10 protein-coding genes are annotated in these 19,375 nt (G+C 33.1%); 3 read left to right on the top strand and 7 right to left on the bottom strand.

The annotated features are described in order from the left end of the window. Positions 1–314: 314 nt before the first annotated feature. Together QO182_RS02395 and QO182_RS02390 are read right to left on the bottom strand one after the other, a co-directional pair. Positions 315–719, bottom strand: a complete 405-nt coding sequence (locus tag QO182_RS02395; protein ID WP_371543197.1) for a response regulator — start codon at positions 717–719, stop codon at positions 315–317. Between the two features lie 4 nt (positions 720–723). Continuing rightward, entirely contained in the window at positions 724–2,436 is a 1,713-nt protein-coding gene (locus tag QO182_RS02390; protein ID WP_371559737.1) for a PAS domain-containing protein, read from the bottom strand. A gap of 159 nt (positions 2,437–2,595) precedes the next feature. Here QO182_RS02390 and typA point away from each other — a divergent pair, with 159 nt between their 5' ends. Further along, positions 2,596–4,392 (top strand): translational GTPase TypA, encoded by a 1,797-nt coding sequence (typA, locus tag QO182_RS02385; RefSeq protein WP_371543191.1) that lies wholly within the window; start codon positions 2,596–2,598, stop codon positions 4,390–4,392. 344 nt (positions 4,393–4,736) lie between these two features. Here typA and QO182_RS02380 read toward each other — a convergent pair whose 3' ends face one another. Genes QO182_RS02380 through QO182_RS02365 form a run of 4 tightly spaced genes read right to left on the bottom strand, consistent with a single transcriptional unit; the run spans position 4,737 to position 13,230 of the window. Then, a complete protein-coding gene (locus QO182_RS02380) occupies positions 4,737–9,107 on the bottom strand; it encodes a T9SS type B sorting domain-containing protein (protein WP_371559734.1) in 4,371 nt (1,456 codons plus the stop codon). Positions 9,108–9,131: 24 nt separating this feature from the next. Continuing rightward, the gene (locus tag QO182_RS02375; RefSeq protein WP_371559731.1) at positions 9,132–11,459 is read right to left on the bottom strand and encodes a choice-of-anchor L domain-containing protein; all 2,328 of its coding nucleotides are present in this window, start codon (positions 11,457–11,459) and stop codon (positions 9,132–9,134) included. A gap of 15 nt (positions 11,460–11,474) precedes the next feature. Next, positions 11,475–12,311: an ABC transporter permease gene (locus QO182_RS02370; protein ID WP_371559729.1), complete on the bottom strand. Its 837-nt coding sequence runs from the start codon at positions 12,309–12,311 to the stop codon at positions 11,475–11,477. Between the two features lie 4 nt (positions 12,312–12,315). Then, entirely contained in the window at positions 12,316–13,230 is a 915-nt protein-coding gene (locus QO182_RS02365) for an ABC transporter ATP-binding protein (protein WP_371559727.1), read from the bottom strand. Positions 13,231–13,666: 436 nt separating this feature from the next. Here QO182_RS02365 and QO182_RS02360 point away from each other — a divergent pair, with 436 nt between their 5' ends. Then, on the top strand, positions 13,667–14,731 hold the full coding sequence (locus QO182_RS02360; RefSeq protein WP_371543179.1) for a hypothetical protein: 1,065 nt from the start codon (positions 13,667–13,669) through the stop codon (positions 14,729–14,731). 48 nt (positions 14,732–14,779) lie between these two features. Beyond that, positions 14,780–15,658 carry an SdiA-regulated domain-containing protein gene (locus QO182_RS02355; protein ID WP_371559723.1) on the top strand — a complete coding sequence of 293 codons (879 nt, stop codon included), beginning with the start codon at positions 14,780–14,782 and terminating at the stop codon, positions 15,656–15,658. On the opposite strand, the gene QO182_RS02350 is transcribed toward QO182_RS02355, so the two are convergent. Beyond that, positions 15,647–19,375: a metallophosphoesterase gene (locus QO182_RS02350; protein ID WP_371559721.1), complete on the bottom strand. Its 3,729-nt coding sequence runs from the start codon at positions 19,373–19,375 to the stop codon at positions 15,647–15,649. The two genes, QO182_RS02355 and QO182_RS02350, sit on opposite strands and share 12 nt — an antisense overlap.

Genomic DNA, 19,375 nt, shown 5'->3' with positions numbered 1-19,375 from the left:
ATAATCAACTATGATTTCAGGTAATAATAACTTGATAAGTTCGCTATAGGAATCTTGCATTGAGACATATTTTATAATTGCAAAAGTCGTTATTTATATATTTCCCCACAACATTTAGACTTGATCCGTTTTAAGAGGTAAAAAGGTGAAATTATAGATGGATGGAGAGTGCTCAGTAATAATTTGGCGATTGTATGACAAGAATTTGGTGTATATCTGTCATTTTTAGGCTGCAAATACTCCTTTATAAAAGTTTCTTACGGTTAATATTATTAGTGGATAAATGATGATTTATGCATCATTAACTTTTGTTATTATATTTTATTTGATAAATAATCTAGCATTGAAAGGGTAATTGGTTTTGGTAAAAAATCTATTACCATGGAGTATTTTTTAGCTTTTTCTAAGTCTTCTGGATCAATTGTTGATGAAAGTATTACAACTTTTGTAATGGTATTAAAGTCCTGATAAGTGGAATCACAAAATAGATCTAAGAATTCCCAACCACCCATCACAGGCATGTTTAAATCCAGAAAAATTAATTGAGGTGCTTTTTTGGTACCGTTTTCTGTGAGTTTGATTGAATCGAAATATTGTAGTGCTTCTTCGCCATTTTGTGCTGTGATTATTTCATTTGAAAATGTAGTTTTGCAAAGTACTTTTTTGCATAGCATTAATGTTATCGGGTCGTCATCTACACATAAAATTAAGTCGAGCATTGTATTATTTGTTTTTGAATGTTAAAGTAAAAGTAGTTCCTTTATCAACTTCACTTCGAATGCTGATGGTTCCTCCCATGGCTTCGACCTGCGACTTTACTAGGTACAGTCCTAAACCTTTACTGTCAGGATAGTTATGAAATCTTTGGTAAAGGCCAAAAATTTTATCTCTATTTCTGTCTAAATCTATTCCTATTCCATTGTCGCTAAAAATCAATGTCGTGTAATTTTTAGTCTGTTGAGTAGATACTGTTATTTCTAGCGTTTTATTTTTTGATTTATATTTTATAGAATTTGTTAAAAGATTTGATAATATGCTCTCGATATAAGATTTGTTGATTTCCAATATGGGTGCTGTCTCAAAATCAATTAATACTATAGGTTGATGCATATCAATTTGAACAGTAATCTTACTAAAAATATTTTCAAATACTTCTTTTATTACAACTGCTTCTTTTTGAATAGAGGGATTGTCTTTTATTATCATGACTTTAGTAAGGTCGTTGATCGTTTCGTTTAAAAGATAGGTCGATCTATTAAAGCCCTGTAAGATTTCTTTTAATTCTGGATCGGTAATAGGGATGTCTTCTATCAAATTTAATAAACCAGTTAAATTAGATAGTGGTGCTCGAAGATTGTGTGAGGTGATGTATGAAAATTGTTTTAAGTCCTTATTGTTTTGAGTTAATTCCCTTATGAGATGTTCTTTTTCTTTTTCTTGTTTTTTCTCTTCAGAGACATCTCTCTGGATAGAAACCCAGTGTGTCAGTTCATTTTCAGAATTATAAATCGGAATCATTGAAAAGCGCAGCCAAAATTCTTCATGATTTTTTGTGTAAGCAATCATTTCTATTACAGCTTCTTCTCTGTTTTTTATAGCATTTATTATTTTTATAATATTATTCTTATCAGAGTTTAAACCTTTTAAAAGGTCTGGAGATTGCCCTATAATTTCATAAGTAGAGTATCCTGTCATTATAGAAAAAGCAGGGTTGACATAAACTATTTTAGGAAGTTTACGTTTATTGAAATTCGCTTCTGTAATGATTATTGCGTCTTTTGTTTGAACGATTACGGTTTCTAATAACTTAAGTCTTAGTTCTTCTTCTTTTTGTTTAGTTATATCTTGAATGGCTCCAATCATTCTTATTGCTTTGCCGTTTTCGTCTTTTAGAAGAAAACCTCTATCCAGTACATATTTATAGGTGTTGTCAGCACATTTAAAGCGATATTCATCTTGCCAATTTTGAGTTTTTTGTTCTATAAAAGAATATAATTTAATGGACATTTTTATACTGTCTTCGGGATGTATGTTATCAAACCACCACTTTGAACTATCTCCAATCTCTTCTTGATTATATCCAAAGATGCTTTTTATTCCTTTACTCCAAAGGAGGTTGTCTTCTTGTATTTTCCAATCCCAAATAGTATCGCTTGTTGCTTTAGCAACAATATCATATTTCTCATTTGATTCTTTAATTTCGTCGTTTGTTCTTTTTAGTTTTTCGAATATAACTTTATTTCTTTTGTCGTTTACAGATAGAATATATCTAAAGGTTATTCCGGTTAAAAAAACTAAAACTAGGTCTTTTATAAAATTGTAGATTTGGTAGTTGTCTAAATAATAATACTTTAAGGAAAGTTTGTGAAAAACGATAGCTACGAAGATGGCTATAAGGATGTATACGATGGTTAAGTGGTTGGATTTGCTTTTCATTACTCAAATGTAATTAATTATAATGAATTACAAAATACCCTTTTGCACTTATTTTTTAACTTAACTTTAATATCTAAAACGTTAACAATATGTAAACTATTGGATAAATATTTTTTATGTCAAAATAAAGTGTACCTTTGCACCCATTAAAAATCACAGATGGAATCTATTAGAAACATTGCAATTATTGCCCACGTCGATCACGGTAAAACAACTTTGGTTGATAAAATTATGTATCACTGTCAGTTATTTCGTGACAACGAAAACACAGGTGACTTAATCCTTGATAACAACGACTTAGAGCGTGAAAGAGGTATTACCATTACTTCTAAGAATGTTTCTGTTCAGTACAAAGGAACAAAAATCAACATTATCGATACTCCTGGTCACGCCGATTTTGGTGGTGAGGTAGAGCGTGTATTGAACATGGCTGATGGAGTTTGTTTGTTAGTGGATGCATTTGAAGGACCTATGCCTCAAACTCGTTTTGTATTACAAAAAGCACTAGACCTTGGTTTAAAGCCATGCGTTGTTATTAATAAAGTTGATAAAGAAAACTGTACTCCTGAAGAAGTTCATGAAAAAGTTTTTGACTTAATGTTTGAATTAGGAGCAACAGAAGAACAGTTGGATTTCCCAACGGTTTATGGTTCTGCTAAGAATAACTGGATGTCTGACCATTGGGAAAACGTAACTGATAATGTTGAAGCATTATTAGATATGGTTATCGAAAATGTACCAGCTCCTAAAGTATCAGAAGGAACTCCTCAAATGTTGATTACTTCATTAGACTTTTCGGCTTTTACAGGTCGTATCGCTATTGGTCGTCTTGAAAGAGGTGTTTTGAAAGAAGGAATGCCAATTTCTTTATGTAAAAGAGATGGTGTAATTGTTAAATCACGTATTAAAGAATTACATACTTTTGAAGGATTAGGTCGTAAAAAAGTTCAAGAGGTAATTGCTGGAGATATCTGTGCAATTGTTGGAGTTGAAGGATTTGAAATTGGAGATACAATCGCTGATTTTGAAAACCCAGAAGCGTTACAAACAATTACTATTGATGAGCCAACAATGAGTATGTTGTTTACAATTAATGACTCTCCTTTCTTTGGTAAAGAGGGAAAATTTGTAACTTCTCGTCATATTAGAGACCGTTTGACAAAAGAATTAGAGAAAAACTTAGCAATGAAATTGGGTGAAACTGATTCAGCTGATAAGTTTATGGTTTTTGGTCGTGGTGTACTTCACTTATCTGTTCTTATTGAAACAATGAGAAGAGAAGGTTATGAGTTGCAAATCGGTCAACCACAAGTTATCATTAAAGAAATTGATGGTAAAAAATGTGAGCCAATTGAGGAATTAACAATCGACTTACCTGAAAATCTTTCTGGTAGAGCGGTAGAATTCGTTACTATCCGTAAAGGTGAAATGCTTTCTATGGAAGGTAAAGGAGAACGTATGATTATCAAATTCAACATTCCATCTCGTGGAATCATTGGACTACGTAATCAATTGTTAACTGCTACTGCAGGTGAGGCTATTATGTCACACCGTTATATTGGATATGAGCCTTTCAAAGGAGCTATTCCTGGACGTAACAATGGTTCATTAATCTCTATGGAAAATGGAAAAGCAATTCCTTATTCTATCGATAAATTACAAGATCGTGGTAAATTCTTCGTTAATCCTAATGATGAAATTTATGAAGGTCAAGTAATTGGAGAAAACTCACGTAGCGATGATATGTGTGTTAACGTAACTAAGGCTAAAAAACAGTCTAACGTACGTTCATCTGGAAATGATGAGAAAGCTAGAATTATCCCTCCAATTATTTTCTCTCTTGAGGAAGCGTTAGAGTACATTCAAAAAGATGAATATGTAGAGGTTACTCCAAAATCTATTCGTTTGAGAAAAATTTATTTGACAGAAACTGATAGAAAAAGATTTAAAATCTAATTATATCACAAGTATATTAAAAAAGCCATTTCGAAAGAAGTGGCTTTTTTTTGTATCTGTTTTTTTGTTTGGATACTTGTTTTGGAGTAGCTGAAGTTGTTTAGCTCTATTTCGTGAGGGATAACAGTGGAAATCCTTTTAGGGGGCTTTGTTTCGCCCCTTAAAAGATTTTAGCGTATAGCCCGACCCGCTTTTTTTTGGCGGGGCACGACCTAATAATGTAGATGCTTTATAAAAATAGTTGTTGTGATGTGTTTTTGGTTCAAAAAAAAATTAGCCCCAGATTAAATGGATTAATCTGGGGCTAATTGTAGTGTTTTATAGAATTTGCTGCTAGGATTGGTTTATCTTTTTAAGCTAAAGTGACCTTTTAATTCACGGTTGTCTTCTAGCTTTATGGTGTACCAATAATCATCAGCGGGTAGTGGTGCGCCGTTAAAGGTTCCGTTCCACCCAAGGCTGTTTGGCTTTAGTTCTTTTAATAGTTTGCCATATCGGTCAAAAATGTAGATTACCGACTTGGCATTTAGGTCATTATTGACTCCTTTTAAGTTCCAATAGTCGTTGTAGCCGTCATTGTTTGGAGTAAAAAATCGAGGCACGCCAATTACAGCAACGGTTTTTTGTACTTTTCCACAGCCGTTTTTGTCGTTTATGTAAACTTCGTGAATACCTGCAATTACATTTTCGAATACATTTGAAGGTTGAAAGCTAGAAGTTGGATCATCTAAGTTGTATTCATAGTCACCTATGCCAGTTACGTTGATGGTTACGGAATTATTATCGGCAAGGTCTATAATATCTATGCTATCGATTGTAGCAATGTCTGATGCAGTAACTTTTATTGTTCGGATTCTGCTGCAGCCAAAAAGACTACTTACTTTTACTGTATAGACTCCTACCGCGTTTACATTTAAAAAGTATTTAGTTTCAGGAGTTAGAATCACATCGTCTTTTGTCCATTGATAAGTATAATTGCTTGTAGGTGTTCCATCTTGAATTCCAGAATCAAGACGTACAAAAAATGAAGGATTGTTAGAGCAGACTAATTCATCCTCGTCATGATCGTCATTTGTATTAATATTTGGTTTTGCATTTACCGTTAGTGTTACATGTGGGCCTAAACCGTAACAAGCATTGTCTAGCGTACTTTCAACACGAACCCATATTTCTTGTTGGTTAGGATAGCCAATATTTCTATAATTGGAAGTATTTGTTATTTCGTTCCTCTCTGATAGGGCATCTGCCTCATTTCTGTAATATTTTATTGCGTATAAAGTGCTTGACGATAGAAAAGAACTTTTTATTTCATTGGTAACACTGCTGAAATCAAAGGTTGAAATACCATCTTTGTCATCATTAATATTATCGAGTGAATCATCACAGCTTGAAAAAGTACGTTTGAATGTTGTTGGAATTTGGGTTGACGAGACAATTAAATTCAATTGTGATATTCTATAACAACCATTTTGGTTTTCCACTCGGGTCCATACAGATGCACTTGGACTGATGTAAGCAAAGGGGTCTTTAATTTGGGCCAAATCATCTTTTGTATTTGCTCCATTTTGAGAAGTGTAATAAGTAAAGGTTTCAACAAGATGATTTGCCGAAATGAAACTATTTTTTTCCGTGAGGTTAAAGTTTGATATGCCGTCTCCGTCATCGTCACATTGTACTAAGGTAATCGGGTTTGACACTGTAGGTAGAGCATATACCGTTAATGTAGCTTCTGATGAAAGCGTATCACAAGAGTTACCGGGTTTATTTAGTAAAACCCTGTACTTGTAATTATTCATTGCGTTTGTGACACTAGAAATATTTAATGTATTTGTTGCGGTTCCACTATAGACTGTATTAGGTATTATTGGATTCCAACTATTACCATCAATCGATAGTTGCCATTGATAGTTGTTCCCACCATTATCAACTATTTTAATTGTGGTGTTTTGTAGTTCGCATGTAGGAGGAACAATAGGTTGGGTGTTGATTATAATAGGAGCTGCAATAGTATAATTAGCGTTTGGAGTTGTATAACCATTAGTTCTACTTGTTACAATTCCTTTAGAATCAGCAGTTGGAGGTGTAATTGAGCCTAGTATTCCATCACTATTTGAATCCGTAAACCCGGCTTCTATAACGTCATTACAGCCATCGTTATCACTGTCAAGTTCTCTATAATCTTTAATTCCGTCGCCATCAGTGTCTGTCGCTAAACTTCCCGTTTCTGTTGAATCATAAATTCCATCATTATCACTATCCAAATCTAAAAAGTCCGGTGTACCATCATTATCTGTGTCTATGGGAGTTAATCCAGGTTCAAAAGCATTGTCAAGACCATTTTTGTTGGTGTCAGTATTGGATAATGCAACGGAGCTATTAACTTGAGCTTCTATTATATCTGGAATTCCATCATTGTCGCTATCTAAATCTAATTGGTCTGGAATTCCGTCAAGATCTGTATCTCTAGGTATGCATGTAGCTACAATTGCAAATGAGGATTTATTAGTCTCTGTGTCAGATAAGTTTTTATGAGTTATCGAAAGTGATTCTGTCATAAAAGAACGAAAACTAAATGTGCCTGTTCCTGCGGCTAATGGTACTGCGCTATTCAGTCTGAATCGAATTTCAAAAGAGGAAAATTCGGTTATGTCACTTTCAAAAATCCCATCGTAATTAGTGTCAATAAGTAGTTGATTATTTGGATTCAACACTGTAATAGTCTTGTTTACAGGAGATTTTAATATAAATTCGGAGTTGGAATTTAATAAATCAGTTACGTCAGCAGTCGTTACATATTCTAGTGCTATTGAAATTGGTTTTGTAAAATTCATTTCATGAGTAACTGTATTACCATTTCCCATGGGTACTTCAGTCGTGAAATCTCCGTTTATTTTACCAATAAATGTTGAGGGTGTAATAGAGTTGTTTGAAGTTAGAGTTGCGTTGTAAGAATTGAGATAATCATTTTTATTGATAGTACCAGTTGAAATATTGGAAAGATCGATTGCTTGATTTCCATAAGACTCAGTACAATTTAGTATTCCATCATTATCATTGTCAATATCTATGTTGTTATTTACACCGTCATTATCAGAGTCTAAGGCACAGTCACTCACTGGGATTTTATCAGAAAACACATTGCTAACACAGCCCAGAATTCCTCCTTTAACTTGGTAATATCCTGGTTGAGTTGGTGTATATGAATTTGAATTAGCTCCAATTATTGGGGCGTCATTAAAATACCATTGAAATGTGTCATATGAAGAAAAAGTACTAATGCTCAAGTTTACATTTGGGATGCAATTTGTGCTATTTAGGGCTAAATTGTCAGTTACGATTTCAGGCTTAGTGTCAAAACCTGAATAGTATCCACCATAAGTAGCAGCACCGTTTGTTGCAAAATATGATACGTAGACCTGTTTGGTAGATTTTACGGCAATGTTTCCTGACAGATTGCTAACAGTGTATCGAACAAAAGCGGGATTACCCACAACTGCAACTGCGGTTGCATTAATGGGACTATTATTTATGGTTACGGTGCCACCTGTTTCTGTAACGATGTTTAGTCCTCCAGTGTATGTTACAGTTCCTATTGATTCGATTAATGGGATGTTATCAACAACATTAGGTGTTGAGCAATTTATTGGCGGTACAAAAAATAAGTTTTGATTTGCAGGAGAATTCGAACCTCCAATACATTGGTATGCAAATACGTTCTCTGAAGAATTTACATATAAGTTTCCATTAACAAAATCACTTCCACTTAGGACATAATAGCTTCCAGCAGTAAGTGTTGCAACTGGAATTGAATTTCCATTAGTAAATATTTGAGTATTATTGCTATGTGCAACTAAAATGACTCTTTCTATCTCATTAGTTCCATTACCTTTTACAAATATATATTCTTTCCCCGTTTTTTCTAAGGGAACAATTTGATCAAAGCCTATATCTCTGCCAGTTCCCATCGTATTTGCTGCATTAACTAATGTATTATTACTCCCGCCAAATGAGCCTGAATTAACTGCTATCGGTTTGTCAGATTCTACAAGAGCACCTATCATTTTAGAGCTATTAGAAATGGTGTTAGAATAATTTTCTAAAGCTAAAACATAGCTTTCATTTTTATTTAATATTTTTATAATGGGCCCGTTAATTATAGTGCCGTCACTAAGAACGGTACCATCAGGAATATTTGAAATAGTTACTCTGGTGTTGTTTTCTGTTGAAAGAACGGAAGCAAAATTTAATAAAGATGTGTCGTAAAGGGGATTTAACATTGCACCTAGTCTAAAAAATTTTCCTAGGGCACTATTTCCTTTAGAAACAAGACCACCAGCATGGTTATATGTACCAATATTTGTTAATCCGGAGTTCACCCGTACACTAACATAAATTAAATTTTCGGCTTCTATAATATAACCTTTGTTTTGAATTGTTCCAATTACTGTTTTAGGAGTGAATAATTGAGTATTATTCCCCTGTCCAATACTGTATACAAAAGGGGTAGTGTTGTTGACAACACCAGAAATTACCGAGCCTCCGTTCTCAATGATTTTGAAATTAACGTTGGTAGCGCTTGGTGTCGAAATGTATAAATAGTGGTCTCCTACTAAATTATTTTGAGCTGTAATTGGCGGTATATAATGCGTTTTACTAAATTGTGCAAAACAGCCTATTGATAAGAAAATAAAGAAAATAAGTAAAGTTTGTTTCATTCGCTAAAAATAGTTAAATATCTATTATCTTTTTAAAGAAAAATGACCATTTATGATTTTTCCGTCTTCAAAAGTTAAATTAAACCAATAGTCATCAGCGACTACTGGATGTCCAGTATAGGTCCCATTCCATCCTACACTTGATGGGCTTATTTCTTTCAGTAATTTTCCATAGCGATTAAATATGGTTATCGTGGATTTTGGTAATAGATCAAGATTGTCAATATTCCAAAAATCATTATAGCCATCTCCGTTAGGAGTGAAGTATCTGGGATAATCTAATACGTAGAATACAAAGGGATCTGATAAACCACAGCCATTTTTATCCCTTGCAGAAGCGATATAAGTTCCTGCAGCTATTCCTTCAAATTGAGGATTATCCTGAAAATAGGAACCGTCAATTGAAAACTCATAATCTCCTGATCCTGTATATTCTATTGCTACTGAGTTTTCATTTCCGGCGAAATCATTTATTGTAGCTCCGTTTATAGTTGCTATTTCTGAACTATTTATATAAAAATTTTTAGTTGCTGTGCATCCGTTTGAATTGGTAACTGTGACGAAATAGTCTCCTTCCGAAGTTAGTGTTATTGAATTTGTTGTTTCTCCTGTATTCCATAAGTAGCTTGAAAACCCTTTTGCTATTGATAGGTTCAACGAGTTTCCATTGCATAAGCTTGCATTTACATCTTCAAAATTTGGAGGGCTAAATGTATCTACTATAAGTGTGATAGGTATGATATCATAGCAATCGGGGCCGTTTATTATTTTCGCGAAAATAATTTGTTGATAGGGGTTCGTATTATTGAATAAATTAGGAAATGCATTATTTTGTAAAATAGCGTCTACTGGACTCAAATAGTATTCTACATCTAATCCAGCCGGCAGTCCATTTAAAACGGCGGGAGTTATATCTGTTTTTAGATCAAAAACAGATAAGCCGTCTTGGCTTGCATCTGCGTCACAGGTTGTAAATGGATTTTGAGGAGTAATACTTTCATTAGAAATTTGGAGTGTTAATTCAGCATATTTTTCGCAACCATAAGAATTAGTAACTTTTGCATATAAGATTTGATTTTGAGATTTGTTCGTATACGATGTAGAATTTGCAATCGCATTTGATGATCCTTTGGCTTCTGCCAATGTTTCGTAATAAACAACTGGATTTAAAGAAGAATCATTATTTTTGATTTTACTGTCTACTTTCGTTAAGTTAAAAGTGGAGATTCCATCCCCATTATCATCACACTGTACTAAAGTAGTATTGTTCAGTACTATTTCTGGAGTATATTCAATTTTTATTTCTCCCGAAGAGGTACAATTAGGAACATCTAATTCAAATCTATAAGTGCCAGCAGCTTTAGCGGTGTAAGAAGCACTTGTTTCACCGGCAATTAGAATATTGTCTTTATACCATTTGTAAGTATTAGTTAACGGTAAGCTTGTATTTATAACATAATTCTCTCCATAACAGATTCCGTTATTTGTGGATACTAGTCGATCCGTGCCTAAATCTATTTTAGATTTAAAGCTGCCTGCTTTTATAAAAACAGCTGAGTTAAATGTTGTAGATTCATTGTCTGCAATTACTAGTTTTATATGATAAGTCTTATTAGGAATTACATTGGTTCGAGCGTTCATTACAACAGTTTGTCCAGCGTAGTTTATAGGACTTGAAGAGGTGTTAAATGCTCCAAAATAGGACTCGTTCACTGCCGGACAACCATTTGTTCCAAAAGGTGGTGGTGGATTTACAGCAGGAATTAGAGGGTGCACATTTGTGGAGGTTAAAGGAATCGTGGTATTTGGAATTAGAGCCAAGTTTTGATAAGGAGCAGTGCTTCCGGATTCTTTTATTAAAAAAGCAAAAGCATCGGAATAGCTACAAGGAAAAAAGCTTTGGTATTCATTAGAAGCAAATATATAATCAAAACTTAAAAAATTGGTTAAAGGTGTAAAATCAAATTCTAAAACTGTTGCGTTTAGCGTAGACTTTCCTAAAACGGTATCTAAATCTGGATCTCCTAGCCATTGATTACTGTCTGCGGCAGGAATATTTTCTACATAAGGACCTTTGGATTTTACACTACTCCAAGTGCTTAAAAGAACTCCTTCCGTAAAAGGGAAACTGCTTGTTCCGGAATTAAAAGAACCATAACTTTTCTGAGTCCCTGAAAAGGTGTCTCCTGAAACACTAGGATTTGAAGTAGTGGAGCACGAACCATTATTTGTCAATAGATCTACAAGATTTTGTGCAGTATAAGAATCATTTACCGTTATTGATTGTGCACTTCCCATCAAGGGAATGAAAAAAAGAAAAAAATAAATCGATATTATTTTTAGAGACTTCATAGTCTAATAAATATACTATAAATCTCTATTTTTTAACAACTTGTAAGAAAGTAACATAAATATAATCGACCAGGACAATACAATAAGTAGAGATGAAAAATGGACGCTGTAATCTTTAATGCTATCCACTCCAATTTGTGTTCCAATATTTTTTATAACTGATAACCTAGAAAAAGGCTCTACTATTAAATTTGACATGGATTCTAAGGGAAAAAATTGAGTTATATAATCAGCTGTTTTATTATCTGGGAATATTTTAAATGTTAAAATGCCCTTAGCAATTCCCTCAATAATATTCCATACTAGCAGAAATCCTAATGCAAATGCAGATCGTTTTACCAGTATTCCTAAAAATAAACAAAAGGAGAAAAAACCAACTAATTTGACAAAGAATGCCAGTAGATATTCCATTTGAGAAAAAACTATGGATAACTCTGTATAAGATGAAAATACAAATCCTAATATTAAACTCATGATGAATACAAAAACAGTAGAGCAAAAAGAAAATAAGAGGACGGTCAAGTATTTAGACAAAACGAACTCTTTTTTACTCAATCCGTCAATCAGGTTTTGTTTTAAAGTACCGTAGCTATACTCATTTGCCATCATGGAGACAATAACGATGGCTAAGAACAATTTTAAAATTGCAGCAATATAAGTATTAAAATGCCAAATAAAAGGAAAATTAAAGATACCCATTTCAGCAAGATGGATTTTAAAAAAACCAATGTCAAATTTTATGGATGCGATTAACGCTATAAAGGAAAGTAAAATGAAGTAGGTCAAAGTCAAAACCCGACTTGCTTTGTTCATCCATATTTTTTGTAATTCAATAGATAATAATCTTTTCATTTTTTTAGTTTTTAAGTGTTGGTTTAGCATTTTTTGTCAATTCTAAAAATTGCTCTTCCAAACTGTGTTTGCGTTTAACCAAATGACTTAGATTAATATTGTTTTCATAAAGGAATTTATTTAAAACCGCGGCTTCTAAAGGAGTTTTTAGATATACAAAAACTTTCTCTTCTTCTTGTTTAATACTTTCTATAGCGGGGTGCGTTTTTAAAACTTCAAGCAAAGCTTGAGAATCTTCGGCTTGTAGCTCAAAAAAACCTTCATTGGATGACATGCCATGTACACTCCCAGAATAGAGGACAAGTCCCTTTCTCAAAACTAAGACATGTGAACACACTTTCTCGACTTCATCTAATAAATGAGAGGCTAATAAAATAGTAGTTCCCTGCGCAGCTATCTGTTTTATAATATCTCTAATTTGATGAATTCCCTGCGGATCTAAACCGTTAGTAGGTTCGTCTAAAATCAATATTTCTGGATCATTTAATAGGGCAGAGGCAATCGCTAAGCGTTGTTTCATTCCTAATGAAAAGGTGCTGAACTTACTATCTTTTCTTTCATCTAAACCCACAAGTTGTAGTTTTTCAAGAATTTTAGCATAACTAATATCCTTTATTTTACAAACTAACCTTAGATTTTCCTGTGCCGTCATATAAGGGTAGAAATTGGGCCTTTCGATAATAGCTCCCACTTTTTTCAAAGCATCATGGGTTTCCATTTTTCCATCAAACCAGCTGTATTCCCCCGAAGTTTTATTGACCACATTCAAAACAATTCCAAGGGTTGTTGATTTTCCGCTTCCGTTAGGGCCTAGAATACCATAAACGTGGCCTTTTTTTATTTCGAAAGAAATATCTTTTAAGGCCTGCACACTTCCATAGCGTTTGCTAAGATTTTTAATAGAAAGGATAGTTTCCAAAATGTTGGTTTTTTATATTATATATAGGACGAGCAAATTAACAAATTGTTACCGTTATAGCAAAATTAGTTTGTTATGGGGTTAAGGCGGTTGCTTCTTCTAATTTTTGAGTAGTAATGGGACTTATGACATAGTTTTTAGCAATGTTGTTTTTTAGCATTTCGATATTATAAGGAGCAAGGAAAGAGGTAACAATAAAATGATGATTTTTCCTTTAATGGTTAAAAGGGTAGACTCATCAAGAAATTACCATCTATTGATTTCGTAATTAATTTTAGGAGAAACTTTATCGTCTGGAGAATTGTATTTTATGACTGATAATTTTAGAAAATTAGGGTGGACTTCTTAGTCTTTTATACTTCTGAAAAATTAAGAAGTTTGTGTTTTATTATCATATAGCTATAAATTGACGTAAATTTGCATTAAAATCAACATAATGAGCGATTCTGAAGTACTGTTTAAAAAACCATCCTATCCTATAAATAATGCCCTTTTTGATTATTTAGGTCGGTTTGATCGTATCTCTAAAGTTCCTGTAGTTTATGATGATTTATTGCGGTTCTCAGGAGCTATAAACGTTTACGATAAGCAAGAGGTAGATACCTTATGGATTAGGGTGTATTATAATGAATTTGAAAGAATGGAAATTGATCTAACTTTAAAAAAGATCTATTCACTTTTGCATTCTGATGGGAATTTAGACATTATTAAGTTTTTGAATGTAGATTCAATTGATTATTGCACTTTTGGGAATTCGAAGCCTTTTCGAATAAAAGTTAGAAACATATTAAATGATAATTACACTCATTTTTACGTAAAAAAAGCAGATGCTTCGCGTGTATATGGACTGGAATTAGAACATATTTTATCTCCTGACAAGATCAACTTCTTAGTATATGAAGATACATTAATTGAAGAGCATATCATGGGAATTCCAGGAGATGTATTTATAAAAACACTTTTGGAGGATTGTAGCGAAACCGAAAAAGCACAGATAGCCAAAGAATTTGTAAAGTTTAATGAGCGTTGTATGATACGTCTTTTAGGAGATATGCGTGCTTATAATTATGTAATTGTACCCATTCACGATTTTGACCAGGTAGTGTATAGAATTCGCCCCATTGATTTTGATCAGCAATGTTATGAGGGGAATTTCAAGATCTATAGACCGCAGTTCTTTAAAGAGAATTATCCAATGGTAAAATTAGTGAAGGATAAATTACAGGATAGCTCCATTGAACAATATAAGAATGAAGAACGAGCGGTTTTAGCTAAAAGAATCCTTTCGGCAGAAACACGTATTAAAAGGCTATTGAAGATTATGGGAAATGACCTTATTGCCCCTGATGAACATGTACAACGGCTAAAGAACGATTTGTTTTTATTTACAAATGATTTGAATTTTAAAAATGCTAAAAGGATGGGGAATGTTTTAACAGCAGCCTTCCGATTTGTTACCAGAAATTATAAAAATGCTAATTTATTTAAGCCTGGGTTTTAATTTAAACGCTCCAAAGTTCATTCCTATTAATCTATTTTAGCCTAGAATATGAAAAACTACATTTCGATTGTTTCCGTTTCCTTTTTAATACTATCCTGTCAGCAAGATTCAGGTGTGTTATCTACTCTATACTCCTTACCAAAAAAACTTAAAGAAGTCTCTGGAATTAGTTATGCAGAAGATACCAATTTACTTTGGACTTTGGAAGATAGCGGGAATGCTAATAAAATTTATAGTCTAAATCCAGAAGGAAAAATTGAAAATGAAATTACAATAACCGATACTAAAAATAGGGATTGGGAAGATATTACTCAAGATAATCAAGGTAATTTGTATATAGGTGATTTTGGGAATAATGAAAATGAAAGAAGGGATTTATGTATTTATAAAATTGATAAAAGTGGTCTGAAATCTGCTTCAGCTTCTCCAGCTTACAAAATAAACTTTGCCTACCCAGAACAAACAGAGTTTCCGCCAAAGAAGAAAAATTTAGTATTTGATGTAGAAAGTTTTTTTGAGTATGAGGGTTTCTTTTACCTCTTTACTAAAAATAGAAGTAAAGATTTTGACGGTACCAGCAGCATATATAAAATTATAAATAAAGCAGGCTTTCAAAAAGCACAATTAATTGGTAAGTTTATTACTGGAAACGATTATGAAACTGATGCTATCACAAGCGCTGCTATTAGTCCTGATGACTCAAAAGTAGTGCTTTTGAGTCATAGTAAAATTTGGCTTTTTGAGGGTTATAAAAAGGATGATTTCTTGTCAGGAACTGTAAAGGAACTTGATTTAAAGCATTATTCTCAAAAAGAAAGCATCAGTTTTAAAGACAATAAAACAGTTTTTATCGCTGATGAAAAAACTAAAAAAATGGGAGGAAAGGTTTATGAAGTAAACCTGAAAAAGTTAAAATCAAAAACCTAGTCCTAGACCAAAAGTAAAACGCGCCTGATCATCGGCACTTTTAAAATAAGTGATTCTTGCTGTAAGAACATCTAATCCGTTAAGCCATAATCCGCCACCAACTGATTGATGCCATTTATCAGATTCTTCACCCTTTAGCCATACTCTTCCATAGTCATAACCGCCTAGAACTCCATAAGACATAGGGATAAAACTATTTTTGATTGTTCCTATATTCCAGCGAATATCGCTACTTTGAAAGAAGGAATAATTCCCTATAAAACGTTCATTTCTAAAACCTCTTAAGTCATAATCACCTCCTAAAGTTGCTCCTTGATAAAATTCGAAATTATCGTTTAATATCGCTTTTCCTTTAAGTAGAGTTGCTAAAACAATTTTTCCGTTTGCATCAATTTTATGATTAAAACTAAGCTTAGATTCTATTGCAGGGAAATTTCGCTTTGTGTCTTCTAAGTTTATTTTCCAACCTCCAGTAATAGAAAATCCCATACCTAATGTTGGAAAAGCGGGGTTGTCATAATTATCAAAGCTATATTTTAAGCTTGCACCTGCAAATAATTGGTTGTCAAAAACTGTTGGGTTAACCGTATTTGGGATTGCTATAAAACGATCTTTTGTTCTCTCAACATCAATATTTTCAAATTCTGTTTTGAAATTAATAACGCTTCCATAAAGTCCTACTTTTGTGATTTGTGGTGCGAATTTTGCAATTCTAATGCGAACCCTATTATAATCCTTTCCGTCTTCTTCATCATTATTTACGGAGTTATTACCATAACCAAAATAGTTGATGGCAAAATTAGGACTTGTAAATTGTGTTGCGAAATCGAAATCCCAATCCTTATAAAGTTTAGGAATACTTAAATTATAAAGTAATTCAAATCCTCCTGTAGCAAAATAGTAATTTGCTTTTAAAGTATGTTTTCGTGTATAAGGATTTCGCTTAAATTTATTAATGGTATAGTTAGCAATAATTCCAAATTTTATACCGTCATCAGGATTAAAACCTAATATAGGTAAGCCTGAGAATACATTGTATTTGGGTTTTCTGTAATCGTAAAGGCTAGTTTCATAATCATCAGACAGTGATTTTTTAGCTCTGTGATCTAGGTTAAAAGTATTTTCTTTAGAATTAAAGTCTAAAATTGTAATTTTTTTACCATTTTCTACATTGTAAATATCATTGTTTTGTCCACCTATCAATCGGATTTTTATTTTCGATTTGTTCGCTCCTTTTACCTGAAAAACATCATCATCGTCTAAACCGTATACCCAGATATTTTTAGTGTGCGCATTAGTAAACGACTTTTTATAAAGAAGTTCATCTCCTTCTTTTTTTAGTCTATAAACTGCAACTTCCAGATTTTTTTTGCCCTTATGGTCGATAACAAATTTATCATCTTTGTTTGTGCCTACTATTATAACTGTTTTTTGTAACACCTTATAATAATTCCTAGCATATTTTGTCAGCAATTCTCTGCGAGATTTTATATTATGCTTAATGTCTTCAATCGTTTGATCTTGAACTTCTTTTGGTAAATTGACAAAAGCACGATCTATCTCTTGATCCGAGAGATTTTCTTGAATGTATTTAGCCTGCTCAAGCCACTCTTTTTCTGTCGAAGTTTTTAATAATGCTAAATCTAATGTATAGGCTTCTTTATTGAACCATTTTACGTTTTTGATGTCTTCTTTAAAAGATTGCATGTGGCGTAAAGCGGGAATATTCATTAAAATAGAAAGCAATGCTCCGTCATACTTTGAAAACGCTTGGTCGCGATCTCTTGGGATAGGCTTGTAAACTACTTTTTTGTCTTGTTTGTATTCTCCCCAACGCCATTGGTCATAATGCCTATCCCAATCACCAATTAGCATGTCAAACAAACGAGCTTTAATATATTCTTTTTCATCAATAGAATATTTCTCGTCTTTGTGTAGTTTTTCTAGTACATCATATGTACTTATTATGTCCTCTGGTTTGCCAAAACTCGCCACATCTATTTGTTCTTTGGATGGGCGCTCTTCTACTAAGTACAATTCATCGCCAAAATCAGCATTAAAATCTTTTAGCTGGTTTTGTTTTGGGATATAATAGAGTAATGGATTAGTATGTGCAACTCCAATGTTATCAGCTAAATTACCCACTGCTAAAGGGGCATAAGGATGTGATGTGGTGTAGAAATCATATAAAAACTCTTCGGCAAATGTGTTTTTAAAGCGCTCTTCTACATACTGGTCTTTAAAGGCAACACTTTGTAAAAAGCGAGATACACTTTTTTTAACCGCGCGTATTACATATTCTTTACCGTTAGAATCTTCAAGTCGTAAAGATTTAGATTGATGACCACCGCCTGCAATTGTGGGCGTCAAACCTCCATAAAGTTTGTCAAGAGTGATTGTTTTTGCTGCTATTTGTGTACCGAAATATTCACGATAATGTGTTCCAAATAAAAAATTATGAAACTTACTTTTGTGAATCATGTCGGGAGTATAAACGGAAGCTTTAGTAGTCTGTGGAAATTTTGTAGGATAGTCTAGTGTTACTTTTGATGGTGGAAATAAAATCGTTTTTTGAAACAATAAATTTAACTTGTTATTTTCTTTTCCGTAAAAAGAAACCATTGCTTTTCCGTTGTTATAAAGAGATAGTGTTGCAAAACCATTTTTCCCGTATGAAAAATCATTTGGATAAACCGCCTTTGCAGCTTCTGATTTAGATCCAGCTCCACTTATAATTTGTTTGACATTTTCATGATCAATGTATTGTAAATTATGGTCGTGTCCAGAAACCACAATCACATTATTGAAACCTTTTACATACGTTTGAATGCGGTTTGATAATGCGCTATACTTTTTGTTTTGAATGTCTTGCGGACTAATACCTGATGTTTTTCGTAAAAAATTAATAACCGACCCAATAATGGGCAGGGGAATTTTTTGCTCCAGAGGGAAAAGTTGCTTTTCTAAAGAAAATTGTCCTCCATGAGTACCGTTACTCATTAATGGATGGTGCAGCGCTAAAATTACCGTTTTGTCTTTGTTTTTACTTAGTAAACTTTCTAATTCAGCAAAGAAATCCTCACGAGTTTTAATGTCGCAGTTATCATTTATTGTAGGTGATTTATTCCAGTCTTCTAAAAACCACTGACTGTCAATAGTAATTAAAGTAACTAAGTCGTTTATTTCTAAATCATCAATTGCACAGGTTTTACTAGGTGAAAATGCGTTTTTGTCTTTTAAATAATCAGTGATGAATTCACCTTGTTTTTCAAGCCCTTTGATTCCGTTGTACCAATCGTGGTTTCCGGGAATAAAAACGGTCTGCCCTTTGAACTTTTTAGAAAGTGCTAGTTGAGCTAATAATTTGTCTTCGGCAATTTTATAGGCGGGTTCGTCTTTCTTACTCGGTAATCCTTTCGGGTATATATTGTCTCCTAGAAACAGTAAAGTGCTGTTTTTATTGGCCACTAGAAGTTGTTCATGTAGTAATTGCAACATTTTTTGAGGTTCGGCTTCATCAGCATTGCCAGCATCGCCAATTAAAAAAAAGGTATGCACAATTTTTGCCGTGTCTACTACGTTTTGGGGTACCGGATTTTCTACTTTATTACCATATTGAGCCTTTTTAGTTGCACATGATTGTAGCAAAAGGAGTACTATTGGTAAGTAAAGAAATATTTTATTTTTGATAAATCGATTATCCGAAAACATTTTCAT

The organism is Flavobacterium sp. Arc2, assembly GCF_041431385.1.
GTDB lineage: Bacteria > Bacteroidota > Bacteroidia > Flavobacteriales > Flavobacteriaceae > Flavobacterium.
Note: the sequence above shows the minus strand (reverse complement) of the source record. Positions and strands in the feature narration are given on the sequence as shown.

Coding starts and splice junctions, on each gene's coding strand:
- QO182_RS02370 (WP_371559729.1), bottom strand. CDS start 12,311: ATGAAAAGATTATTATCTATTGAATTACAAAAAATATGGATGAACAAA.
- QO182_RS02360 (WP_371543179.1), top strand. CDS start 13,667: ATGAGCGATTCTGAAGTACTGTTTAAAAAACCATCCTATCCTATAAAT.
- QO182_RS02375 (WP_371559731.1), bottom strand. CDS start 11,459: ATGAAGTCTCTAAAAATAATATCGATTTATTTTTTTCTTTTTTTCATT.
- QO182_RS02390 (WP_371559737.1), bottom strand. CDS start 2,436: ATGAAAAGCAAATCCAACCACTTAACCATCGTATACATCCTTATAGCC.
- QO182_RS02395 (WP_371543197.1), bottom strand. CDS start 719: ATGCTCGACTTAATTTTATGTGTAGATGACGACCCGATAACATTAATG.
- typA (WP_371543191.1), top strand. CDS start 2,596: ATGGAATCTATTAGAAACATTGCAATTATTGCCCACGTCGATCACGGT.
- QO182_RS02355 (WP_371559723.1), top strand. CDS start 14,780: ATGAAAAACTACATTTCGATTGTTTCCGTTTCCTTTTTAATACTATCC.
- QO182_RS02350 (WP_371559721.1), bottom strand. CDS start 19,375: ATGAAAATGTTTTCGGATAATCGATTTATCAAAAATAAAATATTTCTT.
- QO182_RS02380 (WP_371559734.1), bottom strand. CDS start 9,107: ATGAAACAAACTTTACTTATTTTCTTTATTTTCTTATCAATAGGCTGT.